Annotated in this window: 18 protein-coding genes; 17 read left to right on the top strand and 1 reads right to left on the bottom strand. The window is 44.7% G+C overall.

Annotation, left to right across the window (positions count from 1 at the left end; all coding sequences use genetic code 11):
• Positions 1-459: 459 nt before the first annotated feature.
• The 17 genes from X919_RS0100360 to rd all read left to right on the top strand — a co-directional run bounded on the left by X919_RS0100360 (position 460) and on the right by rd (position 17708).
• Positions 460-1950 (top strand): glycoside hydrolase family 10-like protein, encoded by a 1491-nt coding sequence (locus X919_RS0100360; RefSeq protein WP_028898555.1) that lies wholly within the window; start codon positions 460-462, stop codon positions 1948-1950.
• Positions 1950-2843 carry an RluA family pseudouridine synthase gene (locus X919_RS0100355; RefSeq protein ID WP_028898554.1) on the top strand — a complete coding sequence of 298 codons (894 nt, stop codon included), beginning with the start codon at positions 1950-1952 and terminating at the stop codon, positions 2841-2843. Before X919_RS0100360 ends, X919_RS0100355 begins: the two co-directional genes overlap by 1 nt.
• Before the next feature lie 16 nt (positions 2844-2859).
• Positions 2860-3012: a hypothetical protein gene (locus X919_RS16785; protein WP_172642701.1), complete on the top strand. Its 153-nt coding sequence runs from the start codon at positions 2860-2862 to the stop codon at positions 3010-3012.
• 93 nt (positions 3013-3105) lie between these two features.
• Positions 3106-4593 (top strand): pyruvate kinase, encoded by a 1488-nt coding sequence (gene pyk / locus X919_RS0100345; protein WP_028898553.1) that lies wholly within the window; start codon positions 3106-3108, stop codon positions 4591-4593.
• A gap of 154 nt (positions 4594-4747) precedes the next feature.
• Entirely contained in the window at positions 4748-5320 is a 573-nt protein-coding gene (locus X919_RS0100340) for a 30S ribosomal protein S16 (RefSeq protein WP_028898552.1), read from the top strand.
• A gap of 498 nt (positions 5321-5818) precedes the next feature.
• Positions 5819-6169, top strand: a complete 351-nt coding sequence (locus X919_RS0100330) for an NADH-quinone oxidoreductase subunit A (protein WP_028898551.1) — start codon at positions 5819-5821, stop codon at positions 6167-6169.
• Positions 6160-6885, top strand: a complete 726-nt coding sequence (locus X919_RS0100325) for an NADH-quinone oxidoreductase subunit B (RefSeq protein ID WP_028898550.1) — start codon at positions 6160-6162, stop codon at positions 6883-6885. Before X919_RS0100330 ends, X919_RS0100325 begins: the two co-directional genes overlap by 10 nt.
• Before the next feature lie 11 nt (positions 6886-6896).
• Positions 6897-8468 carry an NADH-quinone oxidoreductase subunit D-related protein gene (locus X919_RS0100320; RefSeq protein ID WP_028898549.1) on the top strand — a complete coding sequence of 524 codons (1572 nt, stop codon included), beginning with the start codon at positions 6897-6899 and terminating at the stop codon, positions 8466-8468.
• Between the two features lie 2 nt (positions 8469-8470).
• On the top strand, positions 8471-9541 hold the full coding sequence (gene nuoH / locus X919_RS0100315) for an NADH-quinone oxidoreductase subunit NuoH (protein WP_028898548.1): 1071 nt from the start codon (positions 8471-8473) through the stop codon (positions 9539-9541).
• Between the two features lie 34 nt (positions 9542-9575).
• Entirely contained in the window at positions 9576-10109 is a 534-nt protein-coding gene (locus tag X919_RS0100310; protein ID WP_028898547.1) for a 4Fe-4S dicluster domain-containing protein, read from the top strand.
• An 8-nt stretch (positions 10110-10117) separates the two neighbouring features.
• Positions 10118-10639 carry an NADH-quinone oxidoreductase subunit J family protein gene (locus tag X919_RS0100305; protein ID WP_028898546.1) on the top strand — a complete coding sequence of 174 codons (522 nt, stop codon included), beginning with the start codon at positions 10118-10120 and terminating at the stop codon, positions 10637-10639.
• Positions 10636-10947, top strand: coding sequence for an NADH-quinone oxidoreductase subunit NuoK (gene nuoK / locus X919_RS0100300; RefSeq protein ID WP_025071004.1), 312 nt, complete (start codon positions 10636-10638; stop codon positions 10945-10947). Before X919_RS0100305 ends, nuoK begins: the two co-directional genes overlap by 4 nt.
• A gap of 4 nt (positions 10948-10951) precedes the next feature.
• Positions 10952-12934, top strand: coding sequence for an NADH-quinone oxidoreductase subunit L (gene nuoL / locus X919_RS0100295; protein ID WP_028898545.1), 1983 nt, complete (start codon positions 10952-10954; stop codon positions 12932-12934).
• 34 nt (positions 12935-12968) lie between these two features.
• Entirely contained in the window at positions 12969-14471 is a 1503-nt protein-coding gene (locus tag X919_RS0100290; protein WP_028898544.1) for a complex I subunit 4 family protein, read from the top strand.
• A 31-nt stretch (positions 14472-14502) separates the two neighbouring features.
• Positions 14503-16002 (top strand): NADH-quinone oxidoreductase subunit N, encoded by a 1500-nt coding sequence (locus tag X919_RS0100285; RefSeq protein ID WP_028898543.1) that lies wholly within the window; start codon positions 14503-14505, stop codon positions 16000-16002.
• Between the two features lie 323 nt (positions 16003-16325).
• Positions 16326-17516 carry an anaerobic nitric oxide reductase flavorubredoxin gene (locus tag X919_RS0100275; protein ID WP_028898542.1) on the top strand — a complete coding sequence of 397 codons (1191 nt, stop codon included), beginning with the start codon at positions 16326-16328 and terminating at the stop codon, positions 17514-17516.
• A 27-nt stretch (positions 17517-17543) separates the two neighbouring features.
• The gene (gene rd, locus X919_RS17155) at positions 17544-17708 is read left to right on the top strand and encodes a rubredoxin (RefSeq protein ID WP_028898541.1); all 165 of its coding nucleotides are present in this window, start codon (positions 17544-17546) and stop codon (positions 17706-17708) included.
• 437 nt (positions 17709-18145) lie between these two features.
• On the opposite strand, the gene prmA is transcribed toward rd, so the two are convergent.
• Positions 18146-19012, bottom strand: coding sequence for a 50S ribosomal protein L11 methyltransferase (gene prmA / locus X919_RS0100260; protein ID WP_028898539.1), 867 nt, complete (start codon positions 19010-19012; stop codon positions 18146-18148).
• Positions 19013-19092: the final 80 nt, after the last annotated feature.

The following is a 19092-nucleotide window of genomic DNA, read 5'->3' as shown; positions in this document are numbered from 1 at the left end:
CGCGGCGAGGTGCTTTCCGCTGCACAAAAAAGAGTTTATAGTCGTGGCGAGGTGCTCGCCGCTGCACAAAAAGAGTTTATAGTCGTGGCGAGGTGCTCGCCGCTGCACTAAAATGAATTATAGTCGCGGCGAGGTGCTTTCCGCTGCACAAAAAAGAGTTTATAGTCGTGGCGAGGTGCTCGCCGCTGCACAAATATGAGTGAATAGTCGTGGCGAGGTGCTCGCCGCTGCACAAACATGAGTGAATAGTCGTGGTGAGGTGCTCGCCGCGACTATTCCGCGCTGTTTATCGCAGGAAAAGGGGCTCGCCGACGGACAAAAACGGAAAACACATCCCGAAAAGCGCAATTCTGGCGTGGGTTTTCGGCTGAATATGCTAAGAAAATGGCTTTCTTGGCGTTTGGACTGCGAAATCCTACATTTTTTTATTATTTTTGCGGCTGAAAAAATCAAACCGGTATGAATCGAACAAAATTATTCCTCCTATTTTGCTTGTTGCTGCAGGTGCTGACGCTCGGCGCACAACAAAAACGTGAGTTCCGCGGCGCGTGGATTCAGTGTGTCAACGGACAGTTTAAAGGGCTTGGCCGCGACGAGATGCAACGCCAGCTCACGCAGCAGTTGAACGAGTTGCAGCGCGACGGCGTGAATGCCATCATCTTTCAGGTGCGGGCCGAGTGCGATGCGCTCTACAACAGCCCATTCGAGCCATGGAGCCGCTATTTGACCGGGCAACAGGGCGTGGCGCCCAATCCGTTTTGGGACCCTTTGCAATGGATGGTGACCGAATGCCATCGGCGCGGCATGGAGTTGCACGCGTGGATTAATCCGTTCCGCGCCAAAACCAAGGGCACACAGGAGTTGGCGGCCAATCACGTGGCCATCAAAAACCCCGGAGGCATGTTTGCCTACGATGGACAGCTCATCATGAACCCCGGCCAGCCCGCCAACCGCACGTATATTTGCAAAGTGGCGGCCGACATCGTGCGGCGCTATGATGTGGATGGTTTTCATATCGATGATTATTTCTATCCCTATCCTGTGGCAGGGCTCGCCATTCCCGACGACAATGAGTATGCGGCCTATGGCAACGGCATTAAAGATCGCGGCGATTGGCGACGCTACAACGTGAATTTGTTTATCAAGGAGCTCACTGACAGCATTCATGCCGTAAAGCCGTGGGTGAAATTCGGCGTTTCGCCCTTTGGCATCTATCGCAACCAGACGAGTTGGGCAGGAGGAAGTGCTACGAAGGGCCTGCAAAACTATGATGACCTCTATGCCGACGTGTTGTTGTGGGTGAACAAGGGCTGGACGGACTATTGCGTGCCGCAGTTGTATTGGCAGGTGGGGCATCCCACAGCCGACTACAAAGAGCTCATTACGTGGTGGAACCGCAACGCAGGCAATCGACCTTTGTATATCGGCGAGAGCGTGGACAACACCGTGCATAATGCCGATCCGCAAAATCCGAATAGTCATCAGTTGCCGTTGAAACGCAAGTTGCAAGGGCAAATGCGCAACGTTTGCGGTACGGTGTTGTGGTATGCAAAGAATTTCTGCGACAATGTGGGCAATTATGCCACGCTCATGCGCGAAAACTATTGGAAATATCCTGCGTTGCAGCCGCGCATGCCTTTCCTCGACGACAAAGCACCCAAGAAACCCAAGCGGGTGAAGCCCGTGTGGACCAACGATGGTTGTGTGCTGTTTTGGCAGGCGCCCAAGGCCAAGAAATGGGGCGATGAGGCCGTGCGCTATGTGGTTTATCGCTTTGAAAAGGGTGAGAAGATGACGTTGGATGATGCTTCAAAAATCGCCACCATCACCACCAATTGCTACTATAAATTGCCCTACGAAGACGGCCGGCACAAGTGGGTTTACCTTGTGACGGCGGTCGACCGCATGAGCAACGAAAGCAAGGCCGTGAAGAAAAAAATTAGTTTGTGATGCAGAACCTTTATCAGCGGCCGGGCGATTACGACCATTTCCGTGTGGAGCAGCCTGCTCCCTTGTTGGATTGGCTGTTGCAGAATGTGCATCATCTGAGCCGCTCGAAAATGAAAGCCACGTTGCAAGGACGCGGCATCCGCGTGGATGGAAAAGTGGTGACGCAATTTGACTATCCGTTGAAAGCTGGGCAGAAAGTGACCGTGAGCCGCACCAAACAGAACAACAGCATCTTTAAAAATCGCTATGTGAAGATTGTCTACGAAGACCAGTATCTCGTGGTGATCGAAAAGAATGTGGGTGTGCTGTCGATGGCTGCCGGCCATTCGTCGCTCAACGTGAAAGCCATTCTGGATGATTATTTCAAGCAGACGCGCCAGAAATGCACGGCACATGTGGTGCACAGACTCGACCGCGATACCAGTGGACTGATGGTCTACGCCAAAGACAAACGCACCGAGCTGCTGCTGGAAGAAGATTGGCACAACATTGTCTACGACCGGCGCTATGTGGCCGTCGTATCGGGCGAAATGCGCGAGACAGATGGCGTAATCGCTAATTGGTTGAAGGACAATAAGGCCTATTTCACCTACTCATCTCCCGTGGATAATGGCGGAAAATATGCCGTTACGCATTTCCATGTTTTAGAACGGTCGCCACATTATTCTTTGGTAGAATATCGTTTGGAGACAGGGCGCAAGAACCAAATTCGTGTGCATTCGGCCGATATGGGGCATTCCGTTTGCGGCGATGTGAAATATGGCAACGGCGACGATATCATCGGCCGGCTCTGTCTGCATGCCTACATTCTGTGTTTCTATCATCCCATCACGCATCGCCAAATGGAGTTTGCCACGCCCATCCCACCCGCATTCAAAACAATATTTAAATAAAATCAACAAATAAAGTATGGACAATTTCTTGTATTATATTTTCATTCTCATCGCCCTCGTCGTAGGCATTTTCGTGATTAAAAAGATTACAGGTTGCGTCTTTAAGGTGATTGTAGCCTTGGCTGTAGCCGCCATTTTAGTTGCTTTGTATTATCTGCATGGCGCTTAGGGTGTTTCTGTTTTCCAGCCGTTTAAAAAACAAGCAAAAGCTTTGTTGTATGGTAGAATTGCGCTAACTTTGTAGGCAAATTTTAACAGCGATATGAAACAAACAAAAATTGTAGCTTCGATTAGCGACCGCAGATGTGATCAGGATTTCATCAGAAAATTGTTTTTTACAGGCATGAATGTGGTGCGCATGAACACGGCACACGCAACAGAAGAGGGCATTCGAACCATTGTGAAGAATGTGCGTGCTGTGTCGCCGCATATTGGGATTATGATTGATACGAAAGGTCCTGAGGTGCGCACGACAGGTGTTGATGAACCTCTGAGCTACAAATCTGGCGAAATAGTGAAAATTTTCGGTCGCCCCGAGATGGATTGCACGCATGATATCATCAACGTTTCTTATCGCGATATTGCCAAAGATGTGAAAGTGGGCGACGATATGCTCTTCGACGATGGCGAGCTCGACATGAAAGTCATCGAATGCGATGGCCCCATGGTGGTGGCACAGGTGCAGAACGACGGCGTGTTGGGCTCACATAAAAGTGTGAACATTCCAGGCGAGCACATCGATTTGCCAGCGCTCACCGAAAAGGATAAAAAGAATATCTTGCTGGCTATTGAGCTGGACATTGATTTCATAGCCCATTCTTTCGTTCGCAATGCCGACGACGTGAGAGCCGTGCAAAAGATTTTGGATGAGCATCATAGCGACATCAAAATCATTTCCAAGATTGAAAACCAGGAAGGTGTCGATAATATTGACGAAATTATCGAAGCCTCCTACGGCATTATGATAGCGCGTGGCGATTTAGGCATCGAGGTACCCATCGAGCGTATTCCTGGTATCCAACGTAGTATCATTCGTAAATGTGTAGAAAAGCGTCGTCCCGTCATTGTAGCTACGCAAATGTTACATACGATGATTAACAATCCACGCCCCACGCGTGCCGAAGTGACCGATATTGCCAATGCCATTTATTATCGCACAGATGCGTTGATGCTGAGCGGCGAAACGGCCAGTGGAAAATATCCCGTTGAGGCGGTGCAAACCATGGCTCGGATTGCTGAACAAGCAGAACAAGATAAGTCGCGTGCCCATGAGATTGAAGCACCTTGGGACGAAAATGAGCTCGATTTGCGCACGTTCTTGGCTCATGCAGCAATTGATGCCACGCGCAAATTAGGTGTGGCAGGCATTATTACCGACAGTGAAACAGGACAGACGGCGCGTAATTTGGCTGCCTTCCGTGGTCCAGTGCCAGTGTTGGCAATCTGTTATAAAGAGAAAACGCAGCGCTGGCTCAACCTCAGCTATGGCGTGATCCCCATCTATCAGCGTGAGCAGGTGAGTGCACAATATATGTTCTTTGCAGCATTGCGTATGCTTCGCCAAAAGGGATACATCCAAAATGAAGATAAGATTGCTTATCTAAGTGGAAATCTTGGCGAAGGTGGCGGAACCACGTTCTTGGAAATTAATAAGGTACAAGAAGTGTTCGATCGCAACTATGAATTCCACCTCCCTGATGTGGAGAAGTTGAATGAAAACAATGACGAGGTATGCGAAGAAAAGAAGTAAGCACTTCTAATATACAATCATATTTCTGTTAAAAGATTTGAAATAATAGTGCTGCAAACGTTATGGTTGCAGCTAACGATTATATTTTAGCTAATTTTGCACGCACTGCCACGTGATGGCAGCATTAAATTCAAATTAAAATTATAAAAAACAAATGGCAACAAAAATCAGATTGCAACGTGGCGGTAGAAAAAACTATGCTTTCTATAGCATCGTTATCGCTGACGTTAGAGCTCCACGTGATGGTAAATTTACTGAGAAGATTGGTACGTTCAATCCTAACACCAATCCAGCTACCGTAGATTTGAATTTCGAACGCGCTCTTTATTGGGTAGAAACAGGTGCTCAGCCCACTGACACCGTTCGTAACATTCTCAAGCGCGAAGGCGTTTACATGATGAAGCACCTTCGTGGTGGTGTGAAGAAAGGTGCTTTTGACGAGGCCGCTCTTCAACAGAAGTTTGACGCTTGGAAAGAAAATAAGCTGAAAGGTTTCGAGGCTATCCGCGAAGGCGAAGCTAAGGCTAAGGCTGCAGCTGTGAAGGCTGAGCTCGAAGCAGAGAAGAAAATGAACGAAGCGATTGCAAAGAAGGTGGCTGAGAAAAAGGCTGCTGCCGAAGCTGCGCAAGCCGAAGCAACTACAGAAGCGACCGAGGCTGCTGCTGAGGCTACAGAAGAAGCACCTGCTGCTGAAGCGTCTGCAACGGAAGAAACAGCAGAAGCATAAGACATTTTTTTATCATTTAGAGGCAAGGAACATCTCGTTTGAGGCGTTCCTTGTTTCTTTTTTGTGTTGGTGTCACTTTTCTCCTACAGCTTGTCATTGCCTATTGTGCGAAAAGCGTTATAATATAATAAGGTGAGTATTAAATTGCATGCTGTTTGTGGAAGTCCCGCGAGCAAGAAACACTTTAGTGCAATATTTGAAGAAGTTCCACAAGCATGGTGCATTCTCTGAGAAGGTCTCCTTTGAGAAAATGGATGTTGTAGGAGTTGTTGGCGAAGTGCTAGTTGGTAGCTGGTGGCATTGTGAAGAGTGGGGCATTTGAAAGTGAGAAGCGATAAGGGATAAGCGGCGTTGTTGAATATCTTTTGTAAACTCTACCTTGCATTTTTTTTATTTAAATAGCGTTATAGTTATAATATTATTGTTACCTTTGCAGCGATTTGAGGTAGATTAGCTATCTACCTCGTGAGACGAATTATTAGTAACGTTATAAAATTTATGAATTTCACTTTATTCATTACCGTTTTAATAACGGCTGTGGTCTTGGTAGTGGCAGCTTATGTTATTGCTAAGTTAATCGGTCCTCGGTCTTATAATCCGGTAAAGGGTGAGCCCTTTGAATGTGGTATTCCCACGCGAGGTAGCTCTTGGCTTCCGATGCATGTGGGCTACTATCTTTTTGCTATCCTTTTCCTGGTGTTCGACATCGAGACGGTTTTTCTTTATCCATGGGCTGTTGTTGCGAAGGAATTAGGCCATTTCGCTTTAATTAGCATCGGTTTCTTCTTGGTTGTGTTAGTTTTGGGCCTTGCTTATGCTTGGCGGAAAGGAGCTTTGGAATGGAAGTAAGAAAACCTCACATTAAGAGCATTCCTTATCAAGAGTTTAAGGATAACGAGAATTTAGAGAAGATAACAAAGGAACTTAATGAGGGCGGCGTGAATGTGATTGTGGGTTCGCTCGATCAGGCGATTAACTGGGGGCGTAGCAACTCGCTTTGGTCACTCACTTTTGGTACGTCGTGCTGTGGAATTGAGTTTATGGCCGTGGGTTGTTCGCGCTACGATTTCTCGCGCTTCGGTTTTGAGGTAACGCGAAATTCTCCTCGTCAGGCCGACTTAATCATGTGTGCTGGAACCATTACCAACAAAATGGCGCCGGTGTTTAAGCGTCTTTATGACGAAATCGCCGAGCCCAAATATGTTGTGGCTGTGGGTGGTTGCACCATCAGCGGAGGCCCGTTTAAAAAGAGCTATAACGTGGTGCGCGGTATCGATGAATTAGTGCCCGTAGATGTGTATATTCCCGGTTGTCCACCACGCCCCGAGGCAATTTTGTATGGCATGATGCAGTTGCAGCGCAAAGTGAAGGTCGAGAAATTCTTTGGTGGTGCTAACCACAAAATGACCCCCGAAGAAAAAGCTGAGTCTTTAGCAAAAGGTGGTTTGCACGGATTGAGCAACGAGACGCTTGCCGCAACCGAGAAGTTGGGCAAACGGGCTCCGATTATTGTGACCGATGTCCCTGCTGATTTCAATCCGCAGAAAGGTTTAACAGAAGAATAACGTGTGAGAAGATGAAATTAGAAAATATAGAACTCCAATTTGATGGCTTTGCCGAGGAAATGGCGAAGCTGAAAGGCGAGAAGCATTTCGATTATCTTGTTACCATTATTGGCGAAGATTTTGGCGAAGAGGGCTTGGGTTGTATTTATATTCTTGAGAATACCGAGAACCACGAGCGCTGTTCGGTGAAAACGATTGCAAAGCAAGTTGGTGAGGATTATGTCATTCCCTCGGTTTTGCGTTTGTGGAATGCAGCCAATCTTTTAGAACGTGAGGTATTCGACTTCTTAGGCATCAAGTTCTTGGGACATCCCGATATGCGTCGCCTTTTCATGCGCAACGATTTTAAAGGCTATCCGTTGCGTAAGAATTTCGATGCGAGTCCTGAAGCTAATCCTTTCCCCACGACGGATGAGCCTGAGACTGATTTTACGACCGAGTGGAACTTAGATAAAAACGGTAATTTGGTTGCGACACAACATCGTTTGTTTGATGACGACGATTTTGTAGTCAACTTAGGTCCCAACCATCCAAGTATGCATGGTGTGCTTCGTTTGCAAACCGTTTTAAATGGTGAGGTAGTGAAGCATATTTATCCGCATTTAGGATATATTCATCGCGGTATGGAGAAGATGTGCGAAAGCATGACCTATCCGCAAACATTGGCTTTTGCCGACCGTTTGAATTATCTCTGTGCCATGATGCATCGTCATGCCATGGTGGGTGTAATGGAAGAGGCTTTAGGCGTAGAACTATCCGATCGTATTCAATGTATCCGCACAATCATGGACGAGTTGCAGCGTATTGATAATCACTTGCTCTTCTTGGGTACTTGTGCACAAGACTTGAGTGCCTTGACAGCTTTCCTTTATTGCATGCGCGACCGTGAGCAAGTGCTCAACGTGATGGAGGAAACCACTGGTGGCCGCTTAATTCAGAATTATTATCGCATTGGCGGTTTGCAGGATGATATCGATCCTAATTTCGTTCAGAATGTGAAAGCACTCTGCAAATATCTTCGTCCGAAAGTCCAAGAATATTTAGATGTATTTGGCGATAATGTCATCACACAGCAGCGTTTAATCGGCGTCGGCCCCATGGGCTTGGAAGATTGTATTAACTATGCAGTGACAGGTCCTGCTGGTCGCGCCGCTGGATGGAAAAATGATGTGCGCAAGAACCATCCTTATGCAATGTATGATAAGGTTAACTTTAATGTAGTTATCTTGGATGGTGCTGATTCTTATGCGCGTTATATGGTTCACATACAAGAACTCTATCAGAGTTTGGATATTATAGAGCAACTCATCGATAATATTCCTGAAGGCGAATATTACATCAAGCAAAAGCCTATTATTAAACTGCCAGAAGGTCAATGGTACTTCTCTGTAGAAGGTGGTGCTGGTGAGTTTGGTGTTTACTTAGATTCGAAGGGTGATAAGAGTCCTTATCGATTGAAAATGCGCCCTATGGGGTTGACCTTAACAGGGGCTTTCGATAAAATGTTGAAGGGACAGAAGTTGGCCGATCTTGTTGCAACAGGTGCAGCAATCGATTTTGTTATTCCTGATATTGATAGATAATTATGTTTGATTTTAGTATAGTAACAACTTGGATTGATAGTTTGCTACGCCAGACATTAGGTTTAGGCAACTTTTTATCAATATTAATCGAGTGTGTGCTCGTAGGCGTTGCTATTTTGACCGCCTATGCTTTGATTGCCATTGTACTTATCTTCATGGAACGTAAGGTCTGTGCTTATTTCCAATGTCGTTTAGGTCCGATGCGCGTTGGCCCTTGGGGTATATTCCAGGTATTTGCTGATGTGTTGAAGATGTTGATTAAAGAAATCTTTGTGGTAGACAAAGCCGATAAATTTCTTTATTATCTTGCACCAGTGTTAGTGATAGTTGCTTCTGTTGGCACCTTTTCTTTCTTGCCTTGGAATAATGGCGCACAAGTGTTAGACTTCAATGTGGGTATTTTTTTGCTGACCGCTATCTCGAGTATTGGTGTTTTGGGCATCTTCTTAGCTGGTTGGGGTAGTAATAATAAATATTCCGTAGTGAGTGCCATGCGTGGTGCTGTGCAAATGATTTCTTACGAAATATCGTTGGGACTTTGCATTATCAGCGCTGTGCTTTTGACTGGAACCATGCAGATAAGTGGAATTGTTGGTGCACAAGATAGTGCATGGCTCATTTTCCAATCGCCCTTTACTTGGATAGCCTTCCTGGTATTCTTGATTGCTGGGAATGCAGAAGCTAATCGTGGTCCATTCGACTTGGCCGAAGCTGAAAGTGAATTGACCGCAGGTTATCATACTGAATATTCAGGTATGGGGTTTGGTTTTTATTATTTAGCAGAGTATTTAAATCTCTTTGTCATCTCAGGAATAGCTGCAACGGTATTCTTAGGCGGGTGGATGCCACTACATGTCGTAGGCTTGGATGGTTTTAATGCTGCCATGAACTATATCCCAGGAATTATTTGGTTTATGGGAAAAACTTTTGCCATCGTTTGGATTTTGATGTGGATTCGTTGGACTTTTCCACGCTTACGTGTCGATCAGATCCTTACCTTAGAATGGAAGTATATCATGCCATTCATGTTGGTTGTTTTAGCACTAACGACGGTGTGGATAGCTTTAGTTTAATTCTTGTTTGAAAATAATAAACGATTTTTTTATAATGGAAAATAAAAAATCATATTTTGGAGAGATTGGTTCTGCGCTCAAAACATTGGGTATAGGATTGAAGGTAACCTTGAAGGAATACTTCACGCCCAAGACGACAGAACAATATCCTGAGAATAGGAAGACAACACTCCATGTTGCAAAGCGCCATCGCGGACGTCTTGTTTTCAAGCGTAACGATGATCAAACTTATAAGTGTACGGCTTGCACGATGTGTGAGAAGGCTTGTCCTAATGACACGATTAAGATTCTTGCGCACATGGAAGAAAATCCAGAAACGGGGCGTAAGAAAAAGGTTCTTGATGATTATCAATATGATTTGGGCGATTGTATGTTTTGCCAATTATGTGTTAACTCTTGTAATTTTGACGCGATAGAGTTTACTAACGATTTTGAGAACTCTGTATTTGATAAAGATACGTTGCGTCTTCATTTGGATAAAGAGATTTATGAGGGAGGAAGTCTACCTAATCTTATAGAGGGTGGAGCCCCTATTGAGATTGGTAAGTTTAATACAAAAACCAAGTAGTAAAGATTATGGCGAATTTAATTGTATTTTGTATTTTGGCTGTAGTCATTCTTGGTTCAGCCATCATGAGCGTGCTGACAAAGCGTATTATGCGTTCAGCCACATTCCTTTTGTTTGTTTTGTTTGGCATCGCAGGTATTTACTTCCTTTTGGATTATACATTCTTGGGTGCTGTGCAAATTTCTATCTATGCAGGTGGTGTGACAATGGTTTATATTTTTGCTATCCAATTAGTTTCTAAGCGTACCCTACAAGGTCTTGTTGAGCAGATAAAAGGCAGTCGGGTCTTAAAAGGCTGTCTATTAAGTATCGTTGGTTTTGTAGTGATGGCGGCAGTGTTGTTGAAAAGCAACTTAATGTCGGCGATGCTTTCTACTATCGATACAGAATTGCCCATGCAGCAAATTGGAACCGCTCTGTTGGGGAGTGATAAATATCAATATGTATTGCCATTTGAATTTATTTCGGTATTCTTATTGGCATGTATCATAGGTGGTGTAATGATAGCAAGAAAGGAGGATAAAAAATGAATATTCCAGTCGCATGTTATTTTATTCTGAGTGCACTTTTATTTTTTATTGGTGTATTTGGTTTTGTTACAAGACGTAATTTGATTGCAATGTTGATTTCTGTTGAGCTGATACTAAATGCCGTAGATTTGAACTTTGCCGTATTTAATCGTATTCTTTTTCCAGGTCAGTTAGAAGGCTTTTTCTTTACATTATTTTCAATTGGGGTGAGTGCTGCAGAAACAGCCGTTGCCTTAGCCATTATAATTAATGTTTATCGGAACTTCCATAGTGACCAGGTAAATAGTATTGAAAACATGAAATTCTAAAGAGATGGAATATAGTTATGCATTTTTAATACTTCTCCTTCCTTTCTTGAGTTTCCTCGTGTTAGGACTTCTCGGAATGAAGATGAAGAAACCCCTTGCAGGCTTTATTGGCACGACAGTATTGGGTGTACTTTTTGCAATGTCGGTTTATACGGCTTATGAGTATTTCTTTGTTGTAGGCCGCGATGCAACGACGGGGTTATATCCAACGGTCACAGTCTTTAATTTTACTTGGCTTAGGTTTACCGAGTTGCTAACTTTTAATATAGGTTTCCGTTTAACGCCCATTAGCGTGATGATGTTGATAGTTATAACCACAGTTAGTTTTATGGTTCATATCTATTCATTTGGCTATATGGCAGAACGCGATTCTAAATATAAGTTTGAAGAATACGAGCATGGCTTCCAGCGTTTCTACGCTTATTTGTCGCTTTTCACGATGAGCATGTTGGGCTTAGTTGTTGCGACAAACATCTTTCAAATGTATATGTTTTGGGAGTTAGTTGGTGTATGCTCTTATCTGCTTATAGGTTTTTATTATCCTAAGCATGAAGCTGTCCACGCTTCAAAGAAAGCATTTATTGTAACGCGCTTTGCTGACTTATTCTTCCTTATCGGAATCTTATTCTTTAGCTTCTATGTGGGGACATTCAACTATGATTTGAATGCTAATCCTGAATTGGTTGCCAAGTTGGCGAGTGTTGCTTCACAATTTGGATGGGTATTGCCAACAGCATTGTTCTTGATGTTTATCGGCGGTGCAGGTAAGAGTGCAATGTTCCCTTTACATATTTGGTTGCCCGATGCGATGGAAGGTCCAACTCCTGTTTCGGCTTTAATTCATGCCGCAACAATGGTTGTTGCTGGTGTTTACCAAGTGGCCAGCTTGTTCCCCATTTGGGTTGAATATGCTCCCAACCAATTACATTGGGTAGCTTATATTGCTGCATTCACCGCTTTTTATGCAGCTGCTGTTGCTTGTTGTCAGCGCGATATTAAGCGAGGTTTAGCATTCTCAACCATTTCGCAGATCGCTTATATGCTGGTTGCCTTGGGTGTTTGCTATGCGATTGACAATCATGAAGGTGGTTTAGGCTATATGGCCAGCATGTTCCACTTGTTTACACATGCTATGTTTAAGGCACTCTTGTTCTTATGTTCTGGTGCAATCATCGTCATTATAGGTAGTAACTTTAAAGAGTATATGGGTGGTTTGCATAAATATATGCCCATTACGAATGCTTGTTTCTTGATTGGCTGTATTGCGATTAGTGGTGTCTGGCCTTTCGCAGGTTTTTTCTCAAAAGACGAAATTGTTTCAGCATGCTTTGAATACTCACCTTTCTTAGGTTGGTTTATGACCTTAGTTTCGGGGATGACCGCATTTTATATGTTCCGTTTATATTATGTGATATTCTGGGGACAAAGCTATTATGAATTAGATCCCGAACATCGCAAGCGTCCGGCCGAAGTTCCATTCGTGATGTGGGGGCCTTTAGTGTTCCTTGCCATTATCTCAATCTTTGCTGGCTGGATTCCTTTCGGGCATTTTGTTTCAGCAACAGGTCAATCGATGGAGATTCATTTGCAGCACTTTGAGTTCTCAAGTGTGGCATGGTTCAGTCTTTTGGCTGCAGCAATTGGTATTGGTTTAGCCACTTGGATGTATCTTCCTAAGCGCAATCCCGTTCCCGATATGTTGGCAAAGCGAATGCCCGTGTTGCATAAAGCAGCTTTAAATCGCTTCTACATTGACAATATTTGGCAATTTATCACTCATAAGATTGTGTTTGGTTGTTTCTCGAAACCCATAGCTTGGTTTGATCGCCATGTCATTGATGGCACATTTAACTTCATGGCATGGGGCGCACAAGAGGCCGGTGAGACCATCCGTCCTTGGCAGAGTGGTGACGTCCGTGCTTATGCATCGTGGTTCCTCACGGGCACTATAGCATTAGCTTTAGTGCTGCTATGCATCTATTATTAGTGAATAATGAATAGAAAAAAAGACAAATAAAGATATGAATATATTAACATTATTCGTTGTTATTCCCATCCTGATGCTCATCGGGTTGTGGTTGTCCAAAAACGATAATCAGGTGCGTGGTGTAATGGTTGTAGGCGCTTCTGCTCTGTTGGGATTAGCGATATGGCTCACTATATCTTTTATCCAGTTACGCCATGCGGGGAATACTGATCTCATGCTTTTCACCTATAGTGTGCCTTGGTTTGCTCCTCTACATATAGCTTATAGTATTGGTGTAGATGGAATTTCGGTTGTAATGATATTGTTGTCAGCTGTTATTGTCTTCACAGGCACCTTTGCTTCGTGGCAGTTGGAACCTATGAAGAAAGAATATTTCTTATGGTTTGTGTTGCTAAGTATCGGTGTATTTGGCTTCTTCATTTCAACCGACCTATTTACAATGTTCATGTTTTATGAGGTTGCGCTTATTCCCATGTATCTATTGATAGGTGTTTGGGGGACAGGCCCTAAAGAATATGCGGCAATGAAGCTCACTTTAATGTTGATGGGTGGTAGTGCTTTGTTGATTATAGGTATTTTAGGTATTTATTATTTCAGTGGAGCTACCACTATGGATATCAACGAGATTGCGGCTATGCACAATATTCCCGTTGCCGTGCAAAAGGTATTCTTCCCCCTAATTTTTATTGGATTTGGTGTGCTTGGAGCCTTATTCCCTTTCCACACATGGTCTCCCGATGGTCATGCCTCGGCGCCAACAGCCGTTTCGATGCTTCATGCAGGTGTATTGATGAAATTAGGTGGTTATGGTTGTTTCCGCATAGCGATGTATTTGTTGCCTGAGGCTGCTCAACAGCTTTCTTGGATATTCTTGATACTGACTACCTGCTCTGTTATTTATGGTGCTCTTTCAGCTTGCGTGCAAACCGATTTGAAGTATATCAATGCTTATTCTTCAGTGTCGCACTGCGGCATGGTGCTCTTTGCATTGTGCATGATGACGCAAACAGCCATCACGGGTGCTGTGTTGCAGATGTTATCACATGGATTGATGACGGCGCTTTTCTTCGCTTGCATCGGTATGATCTATCACCGTGCAGGTACGCGTGATGTGCGCTATTTGGGAGGTTTGATGAAAGTCATTCCATTCCTTTCCGTCTCCTATGTTGTTGCGGGTTTAGCCAACCTTGGTTTACCAGGTTTCTCGGGTTTCGTAGCCGAGATGACCATTTTTGTAGGAGCTTTTCAGAATGGCGACATCTTCCATCGTGTGTGCACCATTATTGCTTGCACCTCGATTGTTGTGACCGCCGTTTATATTTTGCGTGTTGTGGGTAAGATTCTGTTTCAGAAGGTTGCTAATCCCAAGTTCTATGAGCTTCACGATGCTACTTGGGACGAGCGTTTCGCCATTGGCGGCTTGATTTTCTGTGTTGCAGGTTTAGGCATGTTCCCCTTGTGGGCGAACGATATCATTAGCAGTGCAGTAGGTCCCATTATCCACCACATTCTTAATGGTTCGGTTGCCGCTTTGTAATATCAGTTGAATCGATAAAGAAACATTCAAGATGAATATCAATTATAGTCAGTTTTTAAATATGATACCCGAGGTGACTTTGATGGCACTTTTGGTTATCGTTTTCATTGCCGATTTCCTCACAGCACCTCGTGTGGTGCTTCCTGCTGCGGGACAAACGAGTAGTGCATCGCCCCGCAAATGGTTTAATCCATTGGTCTGCCTGTTGATGGCTGTGCACATTTTGGTGAACATTTTCCCCACGGCAACAGCAACAGCCTTTGGCGGAATGTATTGTACCAATGCCGCTATCGGTGTGATGAAAACTATTTTGTCGTTAGGTGCTTTCATCGTGCTTATTCAGAGTCGCGAGTGGATGCGCCGTCCCGACACGCAATTCAAGGAAGGCGAGTGCTATTTGCTCGTTATTTCAACCCTTTTGGGCATGAACATGATGATTAGTGCCAACCACTTTTTATTGTTCTTCTTAGGTTTGGAAATGGCATCCGTACCCATGGCCTGCTTGGTTGGTTTAGACAAATATCGCCACAATTCGGCAGAGGCTGCAGCGAAGTTCATCCTCACAGCCACTTTCTCGAGCGGCGTGATGCTCTATGGCATTTCGTTACTCTATGCAGCAGTGGGCACTCTCTATTTCGACGATATGGCAGTGAAAATCACCACCAGCCCCTTAACCATTGTGGGTATGGTGTTTTTCTTCAGCGGTTTGGGCTTTAAGCTTTCGTTGGTTCCGTTCCATTTTTGGACGGCTGACACCTATCAGGGTGCGCCAACCACCATCACGGGCTATCTCTCAGTGGTGAGCAAGGGCGCAGCAGCCTTTGCGTTGTGTGCCATCTTGATGAAAGTGTTTGCGCCCATGGTTGAATATTGGCAATATCTGTTGTTCATTGTCATTGTGCTGTCCATCACCATTGCCAACCTTTTCGCCATCCGCCAGCGCGATTTGAAACGTTTCATGGCGTTTAGTTCTATCTCGCAAGCCGGCTACATCGTGTTGGCCATTGTGGGCAATAATGCCATGAGCTTCACCTCGCTCAGCTTCTATGTGTTGATTTATGTGGTTGCCAATATGGCGGTGTTCACCGTGATTAGCAGCGTTGAAGAACACAACAATGGCGTTGTCGACATGGAAAGTTATAACGGATTGTATAAAACCAATCCGCGCTTGGCCTTCCTCATGACGTTGGCCCTGTTCTCTTTGGGTGGCATCCCTCCATTTGCCGGCATGTTTAGCAAATTCTTTGTGTTCATGGCGGCTGTGAAAGGGGCAAACATCGGAAATCTGAGTGGTCAGTTGGCCTATCTTGTGGTGTTCATCGCTTTGGTCAACACCGTGGTGAGTCTTTACTACTATTTGTTGATAGTGAAGGCCATGTACATCAAGCACAACGACCAACCTTTACCCACCTTCACGAGTGCTAAGAGCACCAAGTTGGCTTTGGCCATCTGTACCACAGGACTATTGCTCTTTGGTGTGTGCAGTGTGGTCTACGGATGGATAGATAGAGCTTCTATTGCAATGCTATAAATGGAAGCGCATGTTATGCGCAATCTGCATAAAGGTGTGACTCGGTTAGCTGGTCACACCTTTTTAATATTTGCTCATTCGAAAGTCCAAAGCATCTCAATTGCTCGCAGCAGATTGCGACATTTTATTTGCATTTTGTCAGTCTCGTAGACTATAGCGGCGACCTTCTCCCGCGAGGCATCATTTTGTGGCTCATTTGGTTTTATCAATATAACCATAAATAAGGTCTATCGTAAAAAGGCGAAAAAAGGATATTCCATGCGTAAGGAACTCAATTTTTATTGCTATCTTTGCCCACGATAACGTAATCAGCAATTAAGTTTATGGCAAAAAAAATAACAGACAGTGTAACGTGGGTAGGAAAAATCGATTGGGAATTGGTTAAGTTCCATGGTGATGAATATTCTACCGAGCATGGTTCAAGTTACAACGCATATCTTGTGCGCGATGAGAAGGTGGCGCTGCTCGATACCGTTTGGCAGCCTTTTGACAAGGAGTTTGTGGCACGGCTGAAACGTGAAATCGACCTCAAGCAGATTGATTATATTGTGATGCAACATAATGAAGTGGATCACAGTGGGGCGCTGCCCGAGTTGTTGCGCGAAATTCCTGGAACGCCTATCTATTGTACCAAGAAGGGGGAGGCTATTTTGCGTGGGCACTATCATCAAGACTGGAACTTTGTAAACGTGAAAACGGGCGACACCTTGAGCCTCGGTCGCCAGACACTTACGTTCATAGAAGCACCGATGTTGCACTGGCCCGACACAATGATGACCTATCTATCGGGCGACGAGATATTGTTCTCCAACGACGTTTTTGGTCAGCATTTCGCTACCGAGTCGCTCTATAACGACCTCGTGAAGCAAGACGACCTGATGTGGGAGGCCGAGAAATATTATGCCAACATCATCAATATGTATAGCCCCATGGCTAATCGCAAGGTGAAAGAATTGATAGGCATGAATCTTCCGCTGAAGATGATTTGCCCCAGCCATGGCGTGATGTGGAAAAAGAATCCACAACAAATCATTGACAAGTATTTGGAATGGTCGCAGGGCTATCAGGAAAATCAAATCACATTGGTCTACGACACGATGTGGAATGCCACACGCAAGATGGCCGAATCCATTGCCGAGGGCATTCTCGAAGCCGATAAGGAAGTGACCGTGAAGCTCTTTAACGCAGCCAAAGAAGATAAAAACGATATTCTAACCGAGTTATTCCATTCGAAAGCTGTATTAGTAGGCTCGCCCACCATCAACTATGGTTTCTCTTATGCTATTGCAGGCATTTTAGAGATGACCCGTGGTTTGAAACTGAAAAACAAAAAGGCCGCCGCATTCGGTTCTTACGGATGGAGTGGGGATGCCCCCAAAATGATTAGCGAGCATCTTGTAGAAGCTGGCTTTGAATTGGTGAACGATGGCATTAAAATGCTGTGGGTGCCCGACGAGGCGGCCTTGGCAGCGTGCCGAGAATATGGTAAAGATTTTGCACTGAAAACAAAATAGAAGTTTAATTTTAAAACAAAAACAATTATGAAGAAGTATGTATGTGACGTTTGCGGGTACATTTACGACCCCGCAGCAGGCGATCCCGATAGCGGTATCGCTGCAGGAACCGCTTTCGAGGATATCCCTGAAGATTGGGTTTGCCCTGTTTGTGGTGTAACAAAGAGCGACTTTAGCGTGGTTGAAGAGTAGTCTTCTACACGTGAGAATCATAAAAAAAATCGCACGAGCTTTTAAGTTCGTGCGTTTTTTTATATTGTATTCAAAGTGCTGTAATGCTTTCTATGTGCGAAAGCTTGCTGGAGTTCCAGCAGAGCTGTTTTTTGATTTTTCAAGCTTGCTGGAGTTCCAGCAGCCCCATTTTTTTAATTTTTGGCCTTGCTGGAGTTCCAGCAGGGCTGCTTTTTGATTTTTCAGGCTTGCTGGAGTTCCAGCAGCCTCATTTTTTTGATTTTTGGCCTTGCTGGAGTTCCAGCAGGGCTGTTTTTTGATTTTTCAGGCTTGTTGGAGTTCCAGCAGCCCCATATTTTTGATTTTTGGCCTTGCTGGAGTTCCAGCAGCTCTATTTTTTGATTTTTAGGCTTGCTGGAACTCTAGCAGGCCTGAAAAGACATCATGTTTTTCGAACACTATCCTTTTCTAAATACCAAACTGCACCAGTCCCCATTTTGTCTTTGTTCGGTCTTTATCAACCCCAAGGATTGTGCTTTTTCTGTGAGCAGGGGCACATCTTCGGTGTAAAAACCACTCAAAATGAGCATACTTTCAGGCTGCATGAGTCGTGCGAAGGTTGGCAAATCGCCTAAAAGGATGTTGCGATTGATGTTGGCTAGCACCACGTCAAATGTGCCGTCGATGGATTGCAACACTTGCGCATTGCCATGATAAACCTCCATGTTCCTAACCTCATTAAGCTCGGCGTTGTGCAGCGCATTCTTCACGCTCCATTCGTCAATATCATAACCCACTACATGTGCTGCCCCCAATTTAGACGCAATGATGCCCAAGATGCCAGTTCCACAGCCACAATCCAGCACTCGCTTTCCTGATAACTCCATTCGTAGCAGGATGGAGACAATCATTTGTGTTGTTTCGTGCGTGCCCGTTCCAAAAGCCAATTTCGCATCAATCAAAATGTGCATCTTGGTTTTCATTTCTGTTGTTATGCTCGCGTTCTTCGCATCGCAAATGACTAATTTTCCGTCGACTTCAATTGGTTCAAATCCATTTGCTTCCCACTCAGCATTCCAATCTTTATCTTCAGCCTCGCGAATGGTGTAACGAATGTGGGCCTCAGGGAAAGCAAAACTTGCAAGCTCTTGTTGCAATAGCGCTTCATTCCATAAATCCACTTGCACATAGGCCTTCAGCCCCTGTTCGCTATCTTCAAACGATTCGCAACCGGCTTCGCCTGCAGCTTCAGCCAACAAGGCGCGCGCATCATCCATCAGCGAGGCTTCAAGACCAATGAAAAAGTCTATTTCTAAGTATTTCATATCATTGTTAATTTGTAGTGCAAATATATAAAAATTAGGGAAAAACCTACCCCTACTTAGGGAAAAACCGTATATTTGCA

Origin of the sequence: Prevotella sp. HJM029, assembly GCF_000599605.1 — a bacterium.
Classification (GTDB): Bacteria; Bacteroidota; Bacteroidia; order Bacteroidales; family Bacteroidaceae; genus Prevotella.
This window is presented reverse-complemented; position numbering and strand designations above follow the sequence as displayed.

Excerpts from the sequence above, each read along its gene's own strand:
- X919_RS0100360 (WP_028898555.1), top strand. The coding sequence starts at position 460 with ATGAATCGAACAAAATTATTCCTCCTATTTTGCTTGTTGCTGCAGGTG.
- X919_RS0100355 (WP_028898554.1), top strand. The coding sequence starts at position 1,950 with ATGCAGAACCTTTATCAGCGGCCGGGCGATTACGACCATTTCCGTGTG.
- X919_RS16785 (WP_172642701.1), top strand. The coding sequence starts at position 2,860 with ATGGACAATTTCTTGTATTATATTTTCATTCTCATCGCCCTCGTCGTA.
- pyk (WP_028898553.1), top strand. The coding sequence starts at position 3,106 with ATGAAACAAACAAAAATTGTAGCTTCGATTAGCGACCGCAGATGTGAT.
- X919_RS0100340 (WP_028898552.1), top strand. The coding sequence starts at position 4,748 with ATGGCAACAAAAATCAGATTGCAACGTGGCGGTAGAAAAAACTATGCT.
- X919_RS0100330 (WP_028898551.1), top strand. The coding sequence starts at position 5,819 with ATGAATTTCACTTTATTCATTACCGTTTTAATAACGGCTGTGGTCTTG.
- X919_RS0100325 (WP_028898550.1), top strand. The coding sequence starts at position 6,160 with ATGGAAGTAAGAAAACCTCACATTAAGAGCATTCCTTATCAAGAGTTT.
- X919_RS0100320 (WP_028898549.1), top strand. The coding sequence starts at position 6,897 with ATGAAATTAGAAAATATAGAACTCCAATTTGATGGCTTTGCCGAGGAA.
- nuoH (WP_028898548.1), top strand. The coding sequence starts at position 8,471 with ATGTTTGATTTTAGTATAGTAACAACTTGGATTGATAGTTTGCTACGC.
- X919_RS0100310 (WP_028898547.1), top strand. The coding sequence starts at position 9,576 with ATGGAAAATAAAAAATCATATTTTGGAGAGATTGGTTCTGCGCTCAAA.
- X919_RS0100305 (WP_028898546.1), top strand. The coding sequence starts at position 10,118 with ATGGCGAATTTAATTGTATTTTGTATTTTGGCTGTAGTCATTCTTGGT.
- nuoK (WP_025071004.1), top strand. The coding sequence starts at position 10,636 with ATGAATATTCCAGTCGCATGTTATTTTATTCTGAGTGCACTTTTATTT.
- nuoL (WP_028898545.1), top strand. The coding sequence starts at position 10,952 with ATGGAATATAGTTATGCATTTTTAATACTTCTCCTTCCTTTCTTGAGT.
- X919_RS0100290 (WP_028898544.1), top strand. The coding sequence starts at position 12,969 with ATGAATATATTAACATTATTCGTTGTTATTCCCATCCTGATGCTCATC.
- X919_RS0100285 (WP_028898543.1), top strand. The coding sequence starts at position 14,503 with ATGAATATCAATTATAGTCAGTTTTTAAATATGATACCCGAGGTGACT.
- X919_RS0100275 (WP_028898542.1), top strand. The coding sequence starts at position 16,326 with ATGGCAAAAAAAATAACAGACAGTGTAACGTGGGTAGGAAAAATCGAT.
- rd (WP_028898541.1), top strand. The coding sequence starts at position 17,544 with ATGAAGAAGTATGTATGTGACGTTTGCGGGTACATTTACGACCCCGCA.
- prmA (WP_028898539.1), bottom strand. The coding sequence starts at position 19,012 with ATGAAATACTTAGAAATAGACTTTTTCATTGGTCTTGAAGCCTCGCTG.